General features: G+C 75.0%; 12 protein-coding genes. 7 read left to right on the top strand and 5 right to left on the bottom strand.

Going from position 1 to position 15,152, the window contains the following annotated elements; translation table 11 throughout:
* From D476_RS34115 to D476_RS0121840, 7 genes are all read left to right on the top strand, one after another.
* Positions 1-3,412, top strand: a 3,412-nt coding sequence (locus tag D476_RS34115) for an ATP-binding protein (RefSeq protein ID WP_017626054.1), incomplete at its 5' end; no start/stop codon positions are given.
* Positions 3,413-3,548: 136 nt separating this feature from the next.
* The gene (locus D476_RS0121865; RefSeq protein ID WP_017626053.1) at positions 3,549-4,220 is read left to right on the top strand and encodes a Uma2 family endonuclease; all 672 of its coding nucleotides are present in this window, start codon (positions 3,549-3,551) and stop codon (positions 4,218-4,220) included.
* The gene (locus tag D476_RS0121860; RefSeq protein ID WP_017626052.1) at positions 4,217-4,426 is read left to right on the top strand and encodes a hypothetical protein; all 210 of its coding nucleotides are present in this window, start codon (positions 4,217-4,219) and stop codon (positions 4,424-4,426) included. The genes D476_RS0121865 and D476_RS0121860 overlap by 4 nt, the downstream gene beginning before the upstream one ends.
* Before the next feature lie 9 nt (positions 4,427-4,435).
* On the top strand, positions 4,436-5,224 hold the full coding sequence (locus tag D476_RS0121855; RefSeq protein WP_017626051.1) for an AraC family transcriptional regulator: 789 nt from the start codon (positions 4,436-4,438) through the stop codon (positions 5,222-5,224).
* A 64-nt stretch (positions 5,225-5,288) separates the two neighbouring features.
* On the top strand, positions 5,289-5,849 hold the full coding sequence (locus D476_RS0121850) for a TIGR03086 family metal-binding protein (RefSeq protein WP_026123744.1): 561 nt from the start codon (positions 5,289-5,291) through the stop codon (positions 5,847-5,849).
* Positions 5,850-6,184: 335 nt separating this feature from the next.
* A complete protein-coding gene (locus D476_RS34110) occupies positions 6,185-7,783 on the top strand; it encodes an MFS transporter (protein ID WP_017626049.1) in 1,599 nt (532 codons plus the stop codon).
* A gap of 54 nt (positions 7,784-7,837) precedes the next feature.
* Complete coding sequence (locus D476_RS0121840; RefSeq protein ID WP_017626048.1) at positions 7,838-8,428, top strand: NADPH-dependent FMN reductase; 591 nt, start codon at positions 7,838-7,840, stop codon at positions 8,426-8,428.
* A 75-nt stretch (positions 8,429-8,503) separates the two neighbouring features.
* On the opposite strand, the gene D476_RS0121835 is transcribed toward D476_RS0121840, so the two are convergent.
* From D476_RS0121835 to D476_RS0121815, 5 genes are all read right to left on the bottom strand, one after another.
* Entirely contained in the window at positions 8,504-10,465 is a 1,962-nt protein-coding gene (locus tag D476_RS0121835) for an anthranilate synthase family protein (RefSeq protein WP_017626047.1), read from the bottom strand.
* Positions 10,462-11,157: an isochorismatase family protein gene (locus tag D476_RS0121830; RefSeq protein WP_026123743.1), complete on the bottom strand. Its 696-nt coding sequence runs from the start codon at positions 11,155-11,157 to the stop codon at positions 10,462-10,464. The genes D476_RS0121835 and D476_RS0121830 overlap by 4 nt, the downstream gene beginning before the upstream one ends.
* A 62-nt stretch (positions 11,158-11,219) precedes the next feature.
* Positions 11,220-12,002 (bottom strand): 2,3-dihydro-2,3-dihydroxybenzoate dehydrogenase, encoded by a 783-nt coding sequence (locus D476_RS0121825; RefSeq protein ID WP_017626045.1) that lies wholly within the window; start codon positions 12,000-12,002, stop codon positions 11,220-11,222.
* A gap of 46 nt (positions 12,003-12,048) precedes the next feature.
* Positions 12,049-13,233, bottom strand: a complete 1,185-nt coding sequence (locus D476_RS0121820; protein ID WP_275041563.1) for a 3-deoxy-7-phosphoheptulonate synthase — start codon at positions 13,231-13,233, stop codon at positions 12,049-12,051.
* A 134-nt stretch (positions 13,234-13,367) separates the two neighbouring features.
* Complete coding sequence (locus tag D476_RS0121815) at positions 13,368-14,687, bottom strand: IS701 family transposase (protein WP_017626043.1); 1,320 nt, start codon at positions 14,685-14,687, stop codon at positions 13,368-13,370.
* Positions 14,688-15,152: the final 465 nt, after the last annotated feature.

Genomic DNA, 15,152 nt, shown 5'->3' with positions numbered 1-15,152 from the left:
GCCGGGCCGGGCCCGCCGCTCTCGCGGGGAGACCGGGGACACCGCCGACGCGTGGGTGCGGCGCCTGGCCGAGCTCCGCCGCGCCCAGGGGCGGGTGGCCGCGCTGCGGGACATGCGCTACATCGACGCCGAGCGGCTGGACGCGCTCGACGGGCGGCTCGGCGAGGAGCTGGACCTGGCGGGCACGCGCACCGTCGAGTTCCTCCAGGGCGAGGGGGCCTTCACCGGCTACCACGCCGAGGTGGACCGGCTGGCCGCCGACGCCGAGGCGATCGGGGCCGCCTCCGAGGCCGAGGAGGTCGCCGACCGGCTGGCCGCCCAGACCGAGGGCCTGGAGGTGCTCACCCAGGTGGTGGGCTCCCTGGAGGTGGGGGACGCGCAGGTGCGCACCTCCATCCTGGAGCGGGTCGGCGAGGTGCTGGCGGGGGTGAACCGGGCGCGCGCCGCCCTGGACGCCCGCCGCAAGGAGCTGCTGGAGGTCGAGGGGCGGGCCGAGTTCTCCGCCGAGTTCGCCCTGCTGGGCCAGTCGGTCACCGGGGCGCTGGCGGCGGCGGACACCCCCGAGCGGTGCGACGAGCAGCTCGGGCGGCTGATGCTGCAGCTGGAGAACCTGGAGTCGCGCTTCTCGGAGTTCGACGAGTTCCTGAACGACCTGGCCGCCAAGCGGGAGGACGTCTACGAGGCGTTCTCGGCGCGCAAGCAGGCCCTGCTGGACGAGCGCGCCCGGCGGGCCGACCGCCTGGCCGAGTCGGCCGAGCGCATCCTGACCGGGGTGCGGCGCCGGGTGGCGTCCATGGACTCGGTGGAGGACGTCAACACCTACTTCGCCTCCGACCCGATGGTCGCCAAGCTCCGCTCCACCGCCGAGGAGCTGCGCGCGCTGGGCGACGCGGTGCGCGCCGACGAGCTGGAGGGGCGGGTCAAGGCGGCCCGCCAGGAGGCCGGGCGGTCGCTGCAGGACCGGCTGGAGCTGTTCGAGGGCGGCGGGGAGACGCTGCGCCTGGGGCGGCACCGGTTCGCGGTCAACACCCAGCCGATCGACCTGACGCTGGTGCCGCACGAGGGCGAGATGGCGGTGACCGTCACCGGGACCGACTTCCGGCACCCGGTGCGGGACGAGGCCTTCCAGGACACCCGCGACTTCTGGGACCAGCTCCTGCCCAGTGAGACGGACGCGGTGTACCGGGCCGAGCACCTGGCCGCGTCGCTGCTGGCCGGGGCCGAGGAGGGCACCGGCGGGTACACGCTGGAGGAGCTCTCCGAGGCGGCGCTGCGCGAGCCGGGCGACAAGGGCGGTCCCGCGCTGGCCGACATCGTCCGCAAGGCCGCCGAGGAGCGCTACGACGAGGGCTACGAACGCGGTGTGCACGACCACGACGCGCTGCTGATCCTGCGGGCGCTGCTGCGGCTGCGGGCGGCGGCGGGGCTGCTGCGCTACCCGGGCCGGGCGCGCGCGGCCGCCCAGGTGTTCTGGGCGTTCGGGGCCGCGGAGGGCGAGCGGGAGGCCTGGCGCACCCGGGCGGTGTCGCTGGCCCGCGCGCGCACGGTGTTCGGCTTCCACGGCTCCCCGGCCATAGGGGAGCTGCGCGGGGAGCTGTCCGGGGCGGTCGGGGCGTTCCTGTCCGAGTCGGGCCTGGACGACCTGGCCGACACGGCGGACGCCGCGGGCGAGTACCTCTTCGAGGAGCTGGGCGGCGGCCGGGCGGGTTTCGGCACCAGCGCGGGGGCGCGGGAGCTGCTGGAGGGCTTCCGCAGCGCGCTGGGCGGGGAGGCGTCCTCCTCGTACAAGGAGTACGCGGCCGACCTGGCGGCGCTCAAGGGCCCGGCCGAGCGGCGCCAGCTCGCCTCGGCGTGGCTCGGGGCGCACGTGGTCGCCTCCGGCAGGGAGGAGGAGCTGGGCGGCTTCCTGGAGGAGGCGGTCGCCGCTGAGCTGTGCGGCGGCCTGGTGGACCGGTACGACTCCTCGGCGGAGCTGTCCGCCACCGTGGAGGGGCTGCTCGGCACCCACCCGCGCGTCTCCGGGCGCCGCCTGGAGCTGCGGCTGGACGAGTTCCTGGAGCGCACCCGGCGCTTCCGCGCCGAGCGGGTCCCGGCGTTCCGCGCCTACCAGCGGCGCCGCACCGAACTGATCGACGCCGAGCGGCGGCGGCTGCGGCTCGGCGAGTACGTGCCCAAGGTGATGAGCGGGTTCGTGCGCAACCGGCTCCTGGACGAGTCCTACCTGCCGCTGATCGGCGACAACCTGGCCAAGCAGCTGGGGTCGGCCGGGGACGGGCGGCGCACCGACCAGAGCGGGCTGCTGCTGCTCATCTCCCCGCCCGGGTACGGCAAGACCACGCTGATGGAGTACGTGGCCAGCCGCCTGGGGCTGGTGCTCGTGAAGGTGAACGGACCCTCGCTGGGGCACGCGGTCACCTCGCTGGACCCGGCCGAGGCCCCGGACGCCACCTCCCGCCAGGAGGTGGAGAAGATCAACTTCGCCTTGGAGATGGGCTCCAACGTGCTGCTGTACCTGGACGACATCCAGCACACGGACCCGGAGCTGCTGCAGAAGTTCATCTCGCTGTGCGACGGGCAGCGCCGCATGGAGGGCGTCTGGGAGGGGCGGACCCGCACCTACGACCTGCGGGGCAAGCGCTTCGCGGTGTGCATGGCGGGCAACCCCTACACCGAGCAGGGGCAGAGGTTCCGGATCCCGGACATGCTGGCCAACCGTGCCGACGTGTACAACCTGGGCGACGTGCTCTCCGGCAAGGAGGAGGTCTTCGCGCTCAGCTACATCGAGAACGCCCTGACCTCGAACCCGGTGCTGGCGCCGCTGTCCGGGCGGGACCGCGGGGACGTGGAGCTGCTGGTGCGCATGGCCCGGGGCGACGACTCGGTGCGCTCGGACCGGCTGAGCCACCCGTACTCGCGGGTGGAGCTGGACCAGATCCTGGGCGTGCTGCGGCGGCTGCTGCGGGTGCAGCAGGTGGTGCTGGCCAACAACCAGGCCTACATCGCCTCGGCGGCCCAGGCGGAGGAGTCGCGGACCGAGCCGCCGTTCCGCCTGCAGGGCTCGTACCGGAACATGAACCGGCTGGCGGAGAAGATCGTCCCGGCCATGAACGAGGACGAGCTGGAGGCGGCGATCGACGACCACTACCTGGGCGAGGCGCAGACCCTCACGTCCGGGGCGGAGTCGAACCTGCTGAAGCTGGCCGAGATCCGCGGCACGATGACCCCGGAGCAGGCCGAGCGCTGGCGCGAGGTGAAGGAGGCCTACGTCCGCGGCAAGACGCTGGCCGGGGACGGCGACGACCCGATCGGCCGGGCCGTGGGCGCGGTGGGCCTGCTGGCCGACAAGGTGGGCGCGGTGGAGACCGCCATCGCCAAGGCGGCCGACCGCTTCGGCGGGCCCGAGGGGGCGTAGGGCCCACAGGCCACCGCTGATGACGGGGGCGCTTCCGGAATACCGGGGGCGCCCCTCCGCCGTCCTCCCCGGTACCTGTCGGGCCTCTTCTCGAAAAGCCCCTCCGCCTCGCCTGCGGCGTCCGTAGGCTTCCCCCGTGACGGAATCCGAGGGCCTCCCCTGCCCCAGCTGCGGCGCGAACACGCGGTTCTGGATCGACGACCGACTCGGCGGGCTGCCGCGGTGGATGCTGCCTCCGCGCAGAGAGGGATGGATCGCCGACGACCTCGACGACCTGAGGGACGACCCCAAGTGGACCGAGCTGATCGACGGCGCGCTCGTCTTCCAGATGTTCTCCGGGACGTCGTGGCACGCCATGACGAAGTCGGATCTCCTCTCGGCGCTGGGGCGGGGCGGGGGTGACGGCCGGACGGTCCTGGGCGGGATGACGGTGACCCTCGACCGCCACAACCGGTTCCTGACGGATGCGGCCGTCATCGAGGGGCCGGTGGACTGGGACGCCACCACGCTCGACCCGAGGACGCTTCCGCTGGTCGTGGAGGTCTCCGAGGAGGAGACCCTGCTCCGGGACCGGACCGTGAAGCCCCGCGCGTACGCGGCGGCGGGGATCCCCTCCTACTGGCGCGTGGAACCCGGGGAGGGAGACCCCCGTTCCGTGGTCGTGTACACCTACGGGTTGGACGACGCGACGCGGACGTACACACCGACCGGCGTCCACCGGGACCGTCTGAAGGTGTCCCACCCGGTCCCCGTGGATCTCGACCTGACCGACCTGCGGCGATCCGCACGCAGGGCGGCGAAACCGTGAGGGACGACGGGGCGGGTGCCGGGGAGACCGCCGAGGCGGACGGGTTCTTCGGCACCGAGGACCGGATCGGCGACGGTGGGGAAGAGACGGGCGGCACGGATGACCGGCGCGAGCGCTCCTGTCTCGCATTCCTGGACACCCTGGTGGCGCTCGACATCGACCTGTCCGGGGACGCCATGAAGGGCGCTTGGCGGGACCAGGCCTAACCTAGGGGCATGTCCTGGTACACGCCGGTGGCCGCCGATCCGGACCTTTCCGGGGAGCTGGCCACCGCTTGGACGGCGCAGGCCGGGGGTGCGGAGCACCTCCTGGTCCCCGACGGGTGCGTGGACGTCCTCTGGCTGAGCACCGGGCGCCTCGTGGTCTGCGGTCCTGAGACCTCCGGCTGGTCGTTCTCCCTGCCCGACGGCGTCGAGGCGGTCGGGGTGCGCCTGCGGCCGGGGCGCGCCGCCTCCGTGCTCGGGCTGGACACGCCCGGAGCGCTGAACCGGCGGGTGGACGTGGAGGACGTCCTCGGCGCCCGGGAGCAGCGGGTGCTGCTGGAGCGCCTGCACGAGGCGGCCGGTGCGCGCGAGCGCCTGGCCCTCCTCCAGCGGATGGTGCGGAGGCGTATCGAGAACCGCCCCGCACCCGGGGAGCCGAAGTCCCGGTCCGCCTCCACGGCCGCCGTGGTCTCCCGGACGCTCACCGCGGCCCCCGAGACCACCGTCGCCGACCTGGCCCGGGAGTCGGCGCTCAGCGAGCGGCAGCTCCACCGCCGGTGCGTGGCCGCGTTCGGGTACGGCCCCGCCGTGCTCCGCCGCATCCTGCGCCTCCAGCGCTTCCTCCGCCTGGCGCGGCACCCGGCCGCCACCACCGACCTGTCCGTGCTGGCGGCGATGGCGGGCTACACCGACCAGTCCCACCTCAACCGCGACTCCCGCGCCCTGGCCGGGGCGCCACCGAGCGCGCTGCTGGGGATGCACCTCACCGACGGGGTGGGGGACATGCCGGACGCAGGGTGAGACACGGCAAGGGTGTCCGATCCGTACAAGCGGCCCGACCCGCTCCTCCACCAGACTCGTCCCCATGAGCGAGATCTCCGAGCGCTACCGCGCTCTTGCAGCGGAGTTCACCCGTCGCGTCGAGGCCGTCCCCGCCGACGGCTGGGATGCGCCGTCGCCCTGTGAGGGGTGGACGGCGCGGGACGTCCTCGACCATATGCTGGACAACCACCGGAACATGCCCGCCTACGCCGGGGTCGCGATCGACCTGCCGCGCACCGCCTCCGAGGACCCGAAGGGCGCCTGGGCCGACGCGGTCGCGGCCATGCAGGCCCTGTTGGACGACCCGGAGCGGGCCGGGACGGAGTACGACGGCTACTTCGGGCGCACCAGCCTGGAGCGGACGGTCGACGAGTTCCTCGGCACCGACCTGCTGGTGCACGCCTGGGACATCGCCCGCGCCACCGGCCAGGACGACAAGCTCCCGGCCGAAGAGGTCCGCCGCGTGGCGGCCGACGCGCGCAACTGGGGCGAGACGATCCGCATGGAGGGCATCTGCGGCCCCGAGGTGGGACTGCCGGACGACGCGAGCGAGCAGGACCGCCTACTTGCCTACCTCGGACGCGACCCGCGCCCCGAAAGCTGACCGAAGAAGGCGGCCCCGAAGAGGGCGCTGTCGGGCGCTGGGCGGGGGCGCCCATGGCCGACGATGGCCGAGCCGCCCGCCCGGAGCGCGAGGAACCCGGCGGACGGCGGGCGGGGCGGAAGAACCGCCCCGCTTCCACCGTCGCCGCCGGTCGCGGTGGCCGCGCACACTCCGTGCACTCGGCGGCGTCTCCGCACGGGACCCGGACTCCGGCGGCCGCTCCCCTTGCCACGGTCTCCGCCTGCGATGACGGGGCCCGTCCCTCTTGTTGACTTCAAGTTAACTGGAACTCCTAGTCTCCTGACCGTCGACCACGACGCGTCCGAGGAGACCCCATGAGCGAACGCGCGGCGCCGGGCAGGGCCGGGATCCGGGAGTGGACGGGACTGGCCGTCCTCTCCCTGCCGGTCTTCCTGCTCTCCGTCGACGTCACCGGCCTCCACCTCGCCCTCCCCCACCTGTCCGCCGACCTGGGGGCCACCGGCACCCAGCAGCTCTGGATCCTGGACATCTACGGGTTCCTGCTGGCAGGACTGCTGATCACCATGGGCACCGTCGGGGACCGCATCGGCCGCCGACGGCTCCTCATGATCGGCGCCACGGCCTTCACCGCCGCCTCGGTCGCCGCCGCCTACGCGCCCACCGCCGAGGCGCTCATCGCCGCCCGCGCCCTGCTGGGCATCGCCGGGGCCACTCTCATGCCCTCGACCATGTCCCTGCTCAAGAGCATGTTCACCGACGACCGGCAGCGCGCCACCGCGCTCGCGCTGTGGATGGCCTGCTTCACCGCCGGCGCGGCCGCCGGGCCCGTCATCGGCGGCCTGCTGCTGGAGGCGTTCTGGTGGGGGTCGGTCTTCCTGATGGCCCTGCCCGTCATGGCGCTGCTCCTGGCCACCGGCCCCTTCCTGCTCCCCGAGTTCCGCTCGTCCTCCCCCGGGCGGCTCGACCCGCTCAGCGCGGCCCTGTCCCTGGGTGCGCTGCTTCCCTTCATCTACGCGCTCAAGAAGGCCGCCGAGAGCGGCTGGACCCCCGCCCTCCTGGCCGCGATCGCGTTCGCGGCGGTGTCCGGGTGGCTGTTCGTCCGGCGCCAGCTGCGCATGGACGCCCCGCTGCTGGACCTGTCGCTGTTCCGGATGCGCGTCTTCTCCGCAGGGCTGGGCTCCATGCTCGCCGCGAACCTGGTCATGGGCGGCGTCATGCTGCTGTTCATCCAGTACCTGCAGCTGGTCAAGGGGCTGCCGCCATCGGTGGCCGGGGCATGGCTGGTCCCCTTCTCCCTGGCCTCCATGGCCGCCTCACTGGCCTCCCCCGCCCTGGCGGGGCGGCTCGGCACCAAGCCGACCATGCTGCTCGGGCTGGCCGTGGGCGCCACCGGCCTGGTCCTGGCCGCCCTCCTCGGTCCGGACACCCCCGTGCCATGGGCGGGCGCGGTCGCGACGGTCATCGCGCTCGGCATGACCCCGCTGGGCGTGCTGGTGATGACCGAGGTGATGGCGGCGGCGCCGGAGGACCGGAGCGGTTCGGCGGCGGCCGTCAACGAGACCTTCGGCGAGATGGGCGTCAGCCTCGGCGTGGCCGCGATGGGAGCCCTGGCCGCCGCCGTGTACCGGCCGCTGATGGCCGCCTCGATGCCCGCCGGGGCCCCCGAGGAGGCCGCCGGTCCCGCACGCGACAGCCTCGCCGGTGCCGCGGCGGCCGCCGAGTCGCTGCCCTCCGGCGCCGCGGCGGATCTGCTCTCGGCCGCACGCACCGCCTTCATGGGCGGCTTCACCGCGACGGCCGCCGCCGGGGTCGCCGTGATCGCCGCCGTCGCCTTCGTCATCGCCCGCTACCTGACGACCGGGGCGCGCCACGGGGACCCCCGGGCGGGGCGGGACGCGCACGGCGGGGACACCGGCGGGGCGACCTGCGACGGCGCGGCCCGGAGCACATGAGGACCCGCGAACCCGACCCCGACACCGACCGAGCAGTGGACAAGGAGCACCGAGATGACCGACAACGACCGCCTGCGCATCGCCGTGATCATCGGGAGCACCCGGGTGGGCCGGTTCGGCCCCGTCCCGGCGCGCTGGATCGCCGCGCACGCCCGCGGACGCGGCGACCTGGACGTCGACATGGTCGACCTGGCCGATGCCGCCCTGCCGACCGTCATGGGCGGAGACGACGAGGGCGAGCCCCTTCCGGAGCCGGTCGCCGCGCTGGGCGCCCGCCTCGCCGCCGCCGACGCCTTCATCGTGGTGACCCCGGTCTACAACCGCGGGTACCCGGCCTCCCTGAAGAACGCCGTCGACTGGTACTTCGACGAGTGGAGCGCCAAGCCGGTCGGCTTCGTCTCCTACGGCGGCGCGGGCGGCGGACTGCAGGCCGTGGAGCAGCTGCGCAACGTCTTCAACGAGGTGCACGCCCACACCGTGCGCAGCGCCGTGGCGTTCAGCGACTTCCCGGACAAGTTCGACGGCCAGGGGCGCCCCACCGACGCCGAGGGGGCCGATGCGGCCGCCAAGGAGCTGCTCGACCAGCTGTCCTGGTGGGCGCTGGCGCTGAAGGAGGCCCGCGAACGGCGGCCGTTCACCGTGTGACGGCCCCGTTCCCCGGGACGTGCCCGGTCCGCGCGCGGGCGGACCGGGCACGGGGGCGGGGACGGCGGACCCCGCTCAGGGCGCCGCGCCCGAAGGGGCGCTCGGCGCCTCCTCCGGCTCTCCGCCCGGCCCTCCGCCCCGCTCTCCGGACAGCACGCCTTCCATGACCCGGGACAGGATCGCGACACCGCCCAGGGTGAGCAGGGACTCGGAGTGGAACTGCAGGGAGGCGAAGCGCGCACCGCGCAGCGCGTGCACCTCGCCGGTGCGGGGGTCGCGGCTCACCTCGACCGGGCCCACCCCCGAACGCTCGGCGACGATCTTGTCCTCGTCCGCGACCGCGGTGAAGGTGTTGTAGAAGCCCACCCGCTCCGTGCGGCCGAAGAGGTCGATCGGCAACTGGAGCCCCTGGTTGGGGACCTCCTTGCGGACGACCTCCAGCCCCAGTTCCCGACAGAGCACCTGGTGGCTCAGGCAGACGGCGAGGAACGGGCGGCCCGCGGCCAGCAGGGCCCGCAGCCCCGCGCGGACGGCCGCGATCTTGCGGTGGCCGTCGTCCCGCGGATCGCCCGGCCCCGGCCCCATCACCACGAGGTCCCGCCCGTGCAGGTCCCCGGGCGCGTCGAAGCGCCGCACCTCCACGCGCGGCCCCAGCGATTCGAGCTGCCGCGCGAGCATGTCGGTGAAGGTGTCCTCGTGGTCGACCACCAGGACGTCCCGTCCCCGCAGGGCCGGGACCGCCGTGTGCGCCTCGGTACCCAGCCAGAACCCGGACACCCGGTCGTTGCGCCGGGCCAGCACGGAGCGGACCCGGGGGTCGCGGCCCAGCTCCGGGGCGCCGCCCTCCTCCAGGGCGCCGAGCAGCCCGGCCGCCTTGGCCCGCGTCTCCTGCACCTCGGACCCGGGGTCGGAGTGCCGGACCAGCGTGGCCCCCACCCCCGCGCTCAGCCGGCCGGAGGGGGCGATCTCCGCGGTCCGGATCATGATCGCCGAGTCCAGGGTGCACGCGCCCGCGGCGTCCCGTCCCATGAGCGCCACCGCCCCGCTGTAGTGCCCGCGCCCCTCGGGCTCGTGCCGCGCGATCACCCGGCAGGCGCTCTCCAGCGGGCTCCCGGTGACGGTGGGAGCGAACATGGTCTGGCGCAGCACCTCCCGCGGGTCGCCGGAGCAGGCGCCCTCGATGAGGTACTCGGTGTGCGCCAGCCGCGCCATCTCCTTCAGGTGCGGCCCGGTGACCCGCGGCACCGAGTCGCAGGCGCGGGCCATCATCTTCAGCTCCTCGTCGACGACCATGTAGAGCTCGTCGGCCTCCTTGCGGTCGTCCAGGAACTCCAGGACGCCGTCGAGGGTGGGCCCCGACTCGGGGTAGCGGTAGGTGCCGCTGATCGGGTTCATCACCGCGGTCCCGCCGCGCAGGCTCACGTGGCGCTCGGGTGAGGCGCCGACGAACGTGCCGTGCGGGGTGTGCACCGCGTAGGTCCAGTACGCCCCGGACTCCCGGCGCAGCAGCCTGCGGAACAGGGTGGTCGCGCTGCGCGCGGAGAAGCCCTCGATCACCGCGGTGTAGCGGCGCTTGAGCACGAAGTTGGCGCCCTCGCCGCGCCCGATCTCCTCGGCGATGATCCGCCGCGCGGTCTCGGCGTAGGCCGCGTCGTCCGGGTCGAAGCGGCCCCCGGACAGCCGGATCCCGGTGTCCGGGATGCGGTCCAGCGCCTCGTGCAGCGGGACCGACGCCTGCTCGCCGACCCGCAGGGCGATGAGCGGGGCCCCGTCGTCCACGTGCGCGAAGCCGCGCTCGCCGATCTGCCGGTAGGGCACCACCGCCAGGACGTCGTGGCGCTCCCCCGAACCGGCCCCGCCCGGCCGGGGGCCGGGCAGGTCCGCCAGCACCGCGGCGGTGGACGCCTCGCCGGCGACCACCTCCACCTCGCCCGGGGCCGCCTCGGGCCGGTGCAGCAGCGCGAACGCGCCGGCCTGCCCCGCCAGGACGCGGTCGAGCAGGTCGCCGGGGCCGCCCGGCACCGGTCCCCCGCTCATGCCGACACCTTCTCCGCGTCCTCCGCCGCCCCGCCCCTCCCGCTCTCCGGACGGCCGCCGAGCGCCTCCAGCAGGCCGTCGGTCAGGGCGACCACCCCGCACCGCTGCGCGGTGTAGTCCAGGGCCAGCCGGTGGTAGCCCGGGCTGAAGTCGGCGACCGCGTCGGCCGGCAGGAACACCTGGATGTCGTTGGTGAAGGCGTCCACGGCGGTCATCAGCACACCGACGTGGGCGTAGACGCCGCAGACGATGAGCTGGTCGCGTCCGGCGGCGCGCATCCGCTCCAGCAGCCCGGACCGGTGGAAGGCGCTGTAGCGCCACTTGGTGAACCCCCAGTCGTCCGGAGCCGGGGCGAGTTCGTCGACGACCGCGCGGTCCTGCGGCCGACCGGTCATCCCCGGCCCCCAGAAGTCCTTGAGCAGGCCGCGCTGCTCGGGGGTCATGCCGCCGGGCTGGGCGGTGTAGCCGACGGGCACCCCGAGGGCGGCGCAGCGCTCCCGGAGCCGGACGCAGTTCTCCACGAGCGCCTCGGCGAGGCCCCCGGCCCCGGCCAGCGGACGCAGGAAGAAGCGCTGCATGTCGTGGACGAGCAGCACCGCGCGCTCCGGTTCCGGGGCCCAGTCGGGGGTGCTCCCGGGCAGGTCGGCCGCGGTGGGCATGGGGTAGGGGCTGATGGGGGGTATTCCAGGCATCGTCGTCCTCTGCTGGTGGTCGGTGGTGGCGGGGGCCGGGGCCGCCGGGGCCAGGGCGTGTTTCAGGCCCCCAGGGTCGCGCCGCCGTCCACGGTCAGCGTCTGCATGGTGATGTGCGCGGACTCCTCGGAGAGCAGGAAGACCACGGAGGAGGCGGTGTCCTCCGGCGCGCCGAGCCTCCGCATCGGGATGCCCACGCGATAGCTCCCGGGGTCGCCGTCGAGCGTGGCCTCCGGCCCGGCGCCCGGCCCCCACATGGAGCGCAGCATCGGGGTGTCGGTCGAGCCGGGGGCCACCACGTTGCACCGGATGCCGTGCTCGGCCAGCTCCAGCCCCAGGCACTTGGTGTACATGACCGCGGCGGCCTTGGAGGCGGAGTAGGCCCCCATGGCCATGCGCGCGGTGCCCGCGGCGTTGGAGGCCACGGTGACGATGGCCCCCCGCCGCCGGGGGAGCATCCGGGGCACCACCGCGCGGGCCATGTTGAACACCCCGGACGCGTTGACGCCGAAGGTGGTCTCCCACTCCTCGGCGGTGAGCCTCCAGGAGGCGCCGAGCCGCAGCACACCGGCCGCATTGACCAGGTACTCCAGCGGGCCCAGCCGCTCCTCGGCGGCGGCCGCCACGGCCTCGGCCTCCTCGCCCGAGGCGACGTCGGCCTCCAGCGGGAGCACCGTCAGGCCGTCGGCGGCGAGCTTGTCCGCGGCCACCCCCAGCGCCTCGGCGTCGCGGTCCACGGCGGCCACCGCCGTCCCCCGCTCGGCCAGGGCCCTGACCACGGCGGCTCCGATCCCGCCTGCGGCGCCGGTCACCACCGCGACCGGGCGCTGCGTTCCGTTGCCCATATCGTGCCTGCCTTTCTCCCCGGCCCGTCGCCGGACCGTTCTCGGGTCAGCCGATCCAGGCCCCGACCACGGCGGCGGCCTGCTCGGGGTTGAGGCGCGGGTCGCAGAAGGTGGTGTACTTCCCGGCGACGTCGCCGGTGCGCCCGCGGTCCCAGACGCACTCGGTGACCGGGTCGGGGGTGGCCTCCAGGTGGAGGCCGCCGGCCACCCCTCCCGCGCCGCGCACGGCGGCCTGGAACTCGGCCGCCTCCTGCACGATCGCCTCCACGTAGCGGGTCTTCAGCCCCGCCGGGGTGGACACCGTGTTGCCGTGCATCGGGTCGCACATCCACACCACCGGGTGGCCCGCCCTACGCACCGCGGCGACCAGGGGAGGGAGCGCGTCGGCGGCGGTGCCCGCGCCCATCCGGGCCGTCAGGGTCAGGCGGCCCGGGCGCCGGTCGGGGTCGAGCACGGCGCACAGGCGCACCAGCTCATCCGGGGAGGCGGTGGGGCCGACCTTGCACGCCACCGGGTTGGCCACCCGCGCCAGCAGCGCGGCGTGCCGCCCGCCGGGGTCGCGGGTCCGCTCCCCCAGCCAGGGCCAGTGCGTGGAGGCCAGAAGTTCGCGCCCGTCCCCGGCGGGGCGCACCAGGGACAGTTCGTAGTCCAGCAGCAGCGCCTCGTGGGCGGTCCATACCGGGCCGGACCCGTCCGCCGCCCCCCGGCTTCCGAGCCAGCCCAGGTGGCCCATGGCCGTGCGCGCCGCGGTGTACCCGCCGAGCAGGCGCGCGGGGTCGGGGCGGCGGGTGACCGGATCGGGTTCGGGGCCGTTGACCAGGTGGCCCCGGAACGACTCCAGCTCCACACCGGCCACCACCTCGGTCGGGCGGGAACGGGGCTTGGCGAACTGGCCCGCGATGCGTGCGGCCCGCACTACCGGCCGACGCGACGCGAGCTTCATCCGGCCCGCGAGCATCTCCACCAGCCCGGCCTTGGCGGCGATGTCGCGGGCGCCGCATTCGGCGGGGTCCTCCGCGCAGTCACCGGCCAGGACCACGAGGGCGTCGCCGCGGGCCACCCGGGCCAGCAGCGCGCGCAGCCGGTCGGTGTCACCGACGCGCACCAGCGGCGGGCGCGCCCGGAGTTCGCGCCGCGCCGTGGGCAGGAAGGGGTCGCCCGCCCAATCGGGCTGCTGCGGGGCCGTGTCGGAGCCGGTTTCGTGCAGGACGTCGTCCACAGACTTCTCCACGTGCGTCGAGTCGCGTTGACCACCCTGGTCGAGGCCCCGCACGGGCGGAGCGAGGGTGCCCCATGGTGGGCGGCGGGGGACACGCGGGGCCACGGCGGCCGGGGATATTCGTCAGGTGCGCGTCCCGCCTCCCGTCACGTGGGCCCCGGGGGCGCCCACGCGGACAGGAGGGCGGCGGCGTGCGCCGCGGAGGCGAGCGTGGCGTGGCGGTGCCACCCGGCGAACGAGCGCCCCGCGTAGTCGCGGAGCCCGACCCGGTCGCCGACGGTCCTCTGCTGGTGCTCGGTCAGCCGCGCCAGGCGGCTGTAGTAGGGGACCTCGGCCGCGGCGCGCTGCGCGGGGAGCGCGGTCAGCCACAGCTCCCGGGGCCAGTCCGGGTCCGAGGCGCCGAAGCCGACCAGCGCGTACTCGGCGTCCGGCCTCCGGGAGGGCGGGGTCCCGGGCAGCGCCGTCCGGACGGTCGCCGCCAGCTCCGGCGGCGCCGGGCGGCGGACCGGGACGCGCGGGCGCCCGGGGCCGGACGGGGTCGGCGCCCGGGACGGCTGCGGGGCGCCTCCCACGGCCCGCACGGGGCGGCGCAGCTCGCGCGCGGCCGCGATGATGCGCTGCGCCGGAAGCACCGCCCCCGTGTGCCCGACCAGGGTCGGGTCGGTCACCCGCAGCGGCAGGTCCCCCGGAATCCGGGCCACCGGGCACAGGCCGGCCGCGCGCAGCCGGCGCAGCGCGGGCACGGACGCGGCGCCCTCCACCTCCAGGACCACGGGGCGGGCGGGCACCTGCCACTCCGACAGCAGCTCCAGGCAGGCGTCGGCGGCGCGGTCCGCGGTCGGCTCGCCGGAGGCGTCGGCCAGGTCCCGGCCGCCGGAGGCGTCCTCGCCCGGGTCGGGGACGTGCAGGTGCCAGTGGACGGGGACGGCCCCGGCGGAGGAGGCCATCCACACGCCCACCGCCTGCTGGGCCACCAGCGCCGGCCCGTCGGAGTCGGGTGCGTAGCGGGCGACGCCCACGGAGTGGCGGCCGGTCTTGGGGATCAGCATCGGCCGCACCACCCAGGCCCGGGGCGGGGCCTCCCGCTCCACGAACGCGTACAGGTCCCTGCGGACCGGGACCCAGTCCCAGGTGGAGCTGCAGATGAAGTGGTGCAGGCTCTGGCCCGTCCCGCTGCCGCCCATGAGCGCGGCCATGTTCCGGATCGACTTGCGGCCCGGCGTGGACAGCAGGCCCCGCAGGTAGTCGGTCCCCTTGCGGCGCTGGTCGCTGCGGTGGAGGGAGGAGAACAGCCCGTCGGCGAGGCGGGCCAGGAGGGTGTCGGTGCCCGGTCGGCCCTCCCGGGACACGGGGGACGCGGGGGACGCCGAGGACGCGGCCGCCGCCCCGGCCCGGCGGTGGGGTGCGGCCGCCGCGCCCGCGGCGCGGCGGACCGCGGTCGGTCGCCCTTCTGCGCTTCTCTTCATTCGGCCCTCCGCGAAGGTTTCGCTCCGGCGTGAATGTGCGACTAGGGAAAACACCTGAAAGAATGTCCGGGCACTGAAAGGCTAGGAATTACGGGAGATCCGATTAAATAGCAGGCATGCCGCAAATTGTTGCCCGACCGGCGGATTCCGAGGTCACCGGGCGAATGGAGCCCGATGGGCGTCCGACCATCGCCATGGGCCCTGCCATGGCAATGACAATGACAAGCCCATGGCAGGAGAAAGCGCCCGCGCCCCGGCGGGGGCCGGAATACCGTCGCGGACCAGGAAGGAGAACACAGCGCCCGCCGACAGCGACCGTGCGTCATCGGGGAGGTGGGATCCGGGCCGTGTCACGGCGATCGCACGGCCCCCGGGTTCCCGAACGGGGAGGGGGCGGTCCGGGAGCGCCGTCGACCGGTCGGGGCACGACCGGAGATGGCGTCCGCTGGAGTGGTGGAACTCCCC

The organism is Nocardiopsis chromatogenes YIM 90109 (genome assembly GCF_000341185.1).
GTDB lineage: Bacteria > Actinomycetota > Actinomycetes > Streptosporangiales > Streptosporangiaceae > Nocardiopsis_A > Nocardiopsis_A chromatogenes.
The sequence above is the reverse complement of the archived record's forward strand: the minus strand, read 5'-3'. Positions and strand labels throughout refer to the sequence as shown.

Bases quoted from the DNA above. Each gene is read 5' to 3' on its own strand.
- D476_RS0121855 (WP_017626051.1), top strand. From the start codon at position 4,436: ATGTCCTGGTACACGCCGGTGGCCGCCGATCCGGACCTTTCCGGGGAG.
- D476_RS0121850 (WP_026123744.1), top strand. From the start codon at position 5,289: ATGAGCGAGATCTCCGAGCGCTACCGCGCTCTTGCAGCGGAGTTCACC.
- D476_RS34110 (WP_017626049.1), top strand. From the start codon at position 6,185: ATGAGCGAACGCGCGGCGCCGGGCAGGGCCGGGATCCGGGAGTGGACG.
- D476_RS0121840 (WP_017626048.1), top strand. From the start codon at position 7,838: ATGACCGACAACGACCGCCTGCGCATCGCCGTGATCATCGGGAGCACC.
- D476_RS0121835 (WP_017626047.1), bottom strand. From the start codon at position 10,465: ATGAGCGGGGGACCGGTGCCGGGCGGCCCCGGCGACCTGCTCGACCGC.
- D476_RS0121830 (WP_026123743.1), bottom strand. From the start codon at position 11,157: ATGCCTGGAATACCCCCCATCAGCCCCTACCCCATGCCCACCGCGGCC.
- D476_RS0121825 (WP_017626045.1), bottom strand. From the start codon at position 12,002: ATGGGCAACGGAACGCAGCGCCCGGTCGCGGTGGTGACCGGCGCCGCA.
- D476_RS0121815 (WP_017626043.1), bottom strand. From the start codon at position 14,687: ATGAAGAGAAGCGCAGAAGGGCGACCGACCGCGGTCCGCCGCGCCGCG.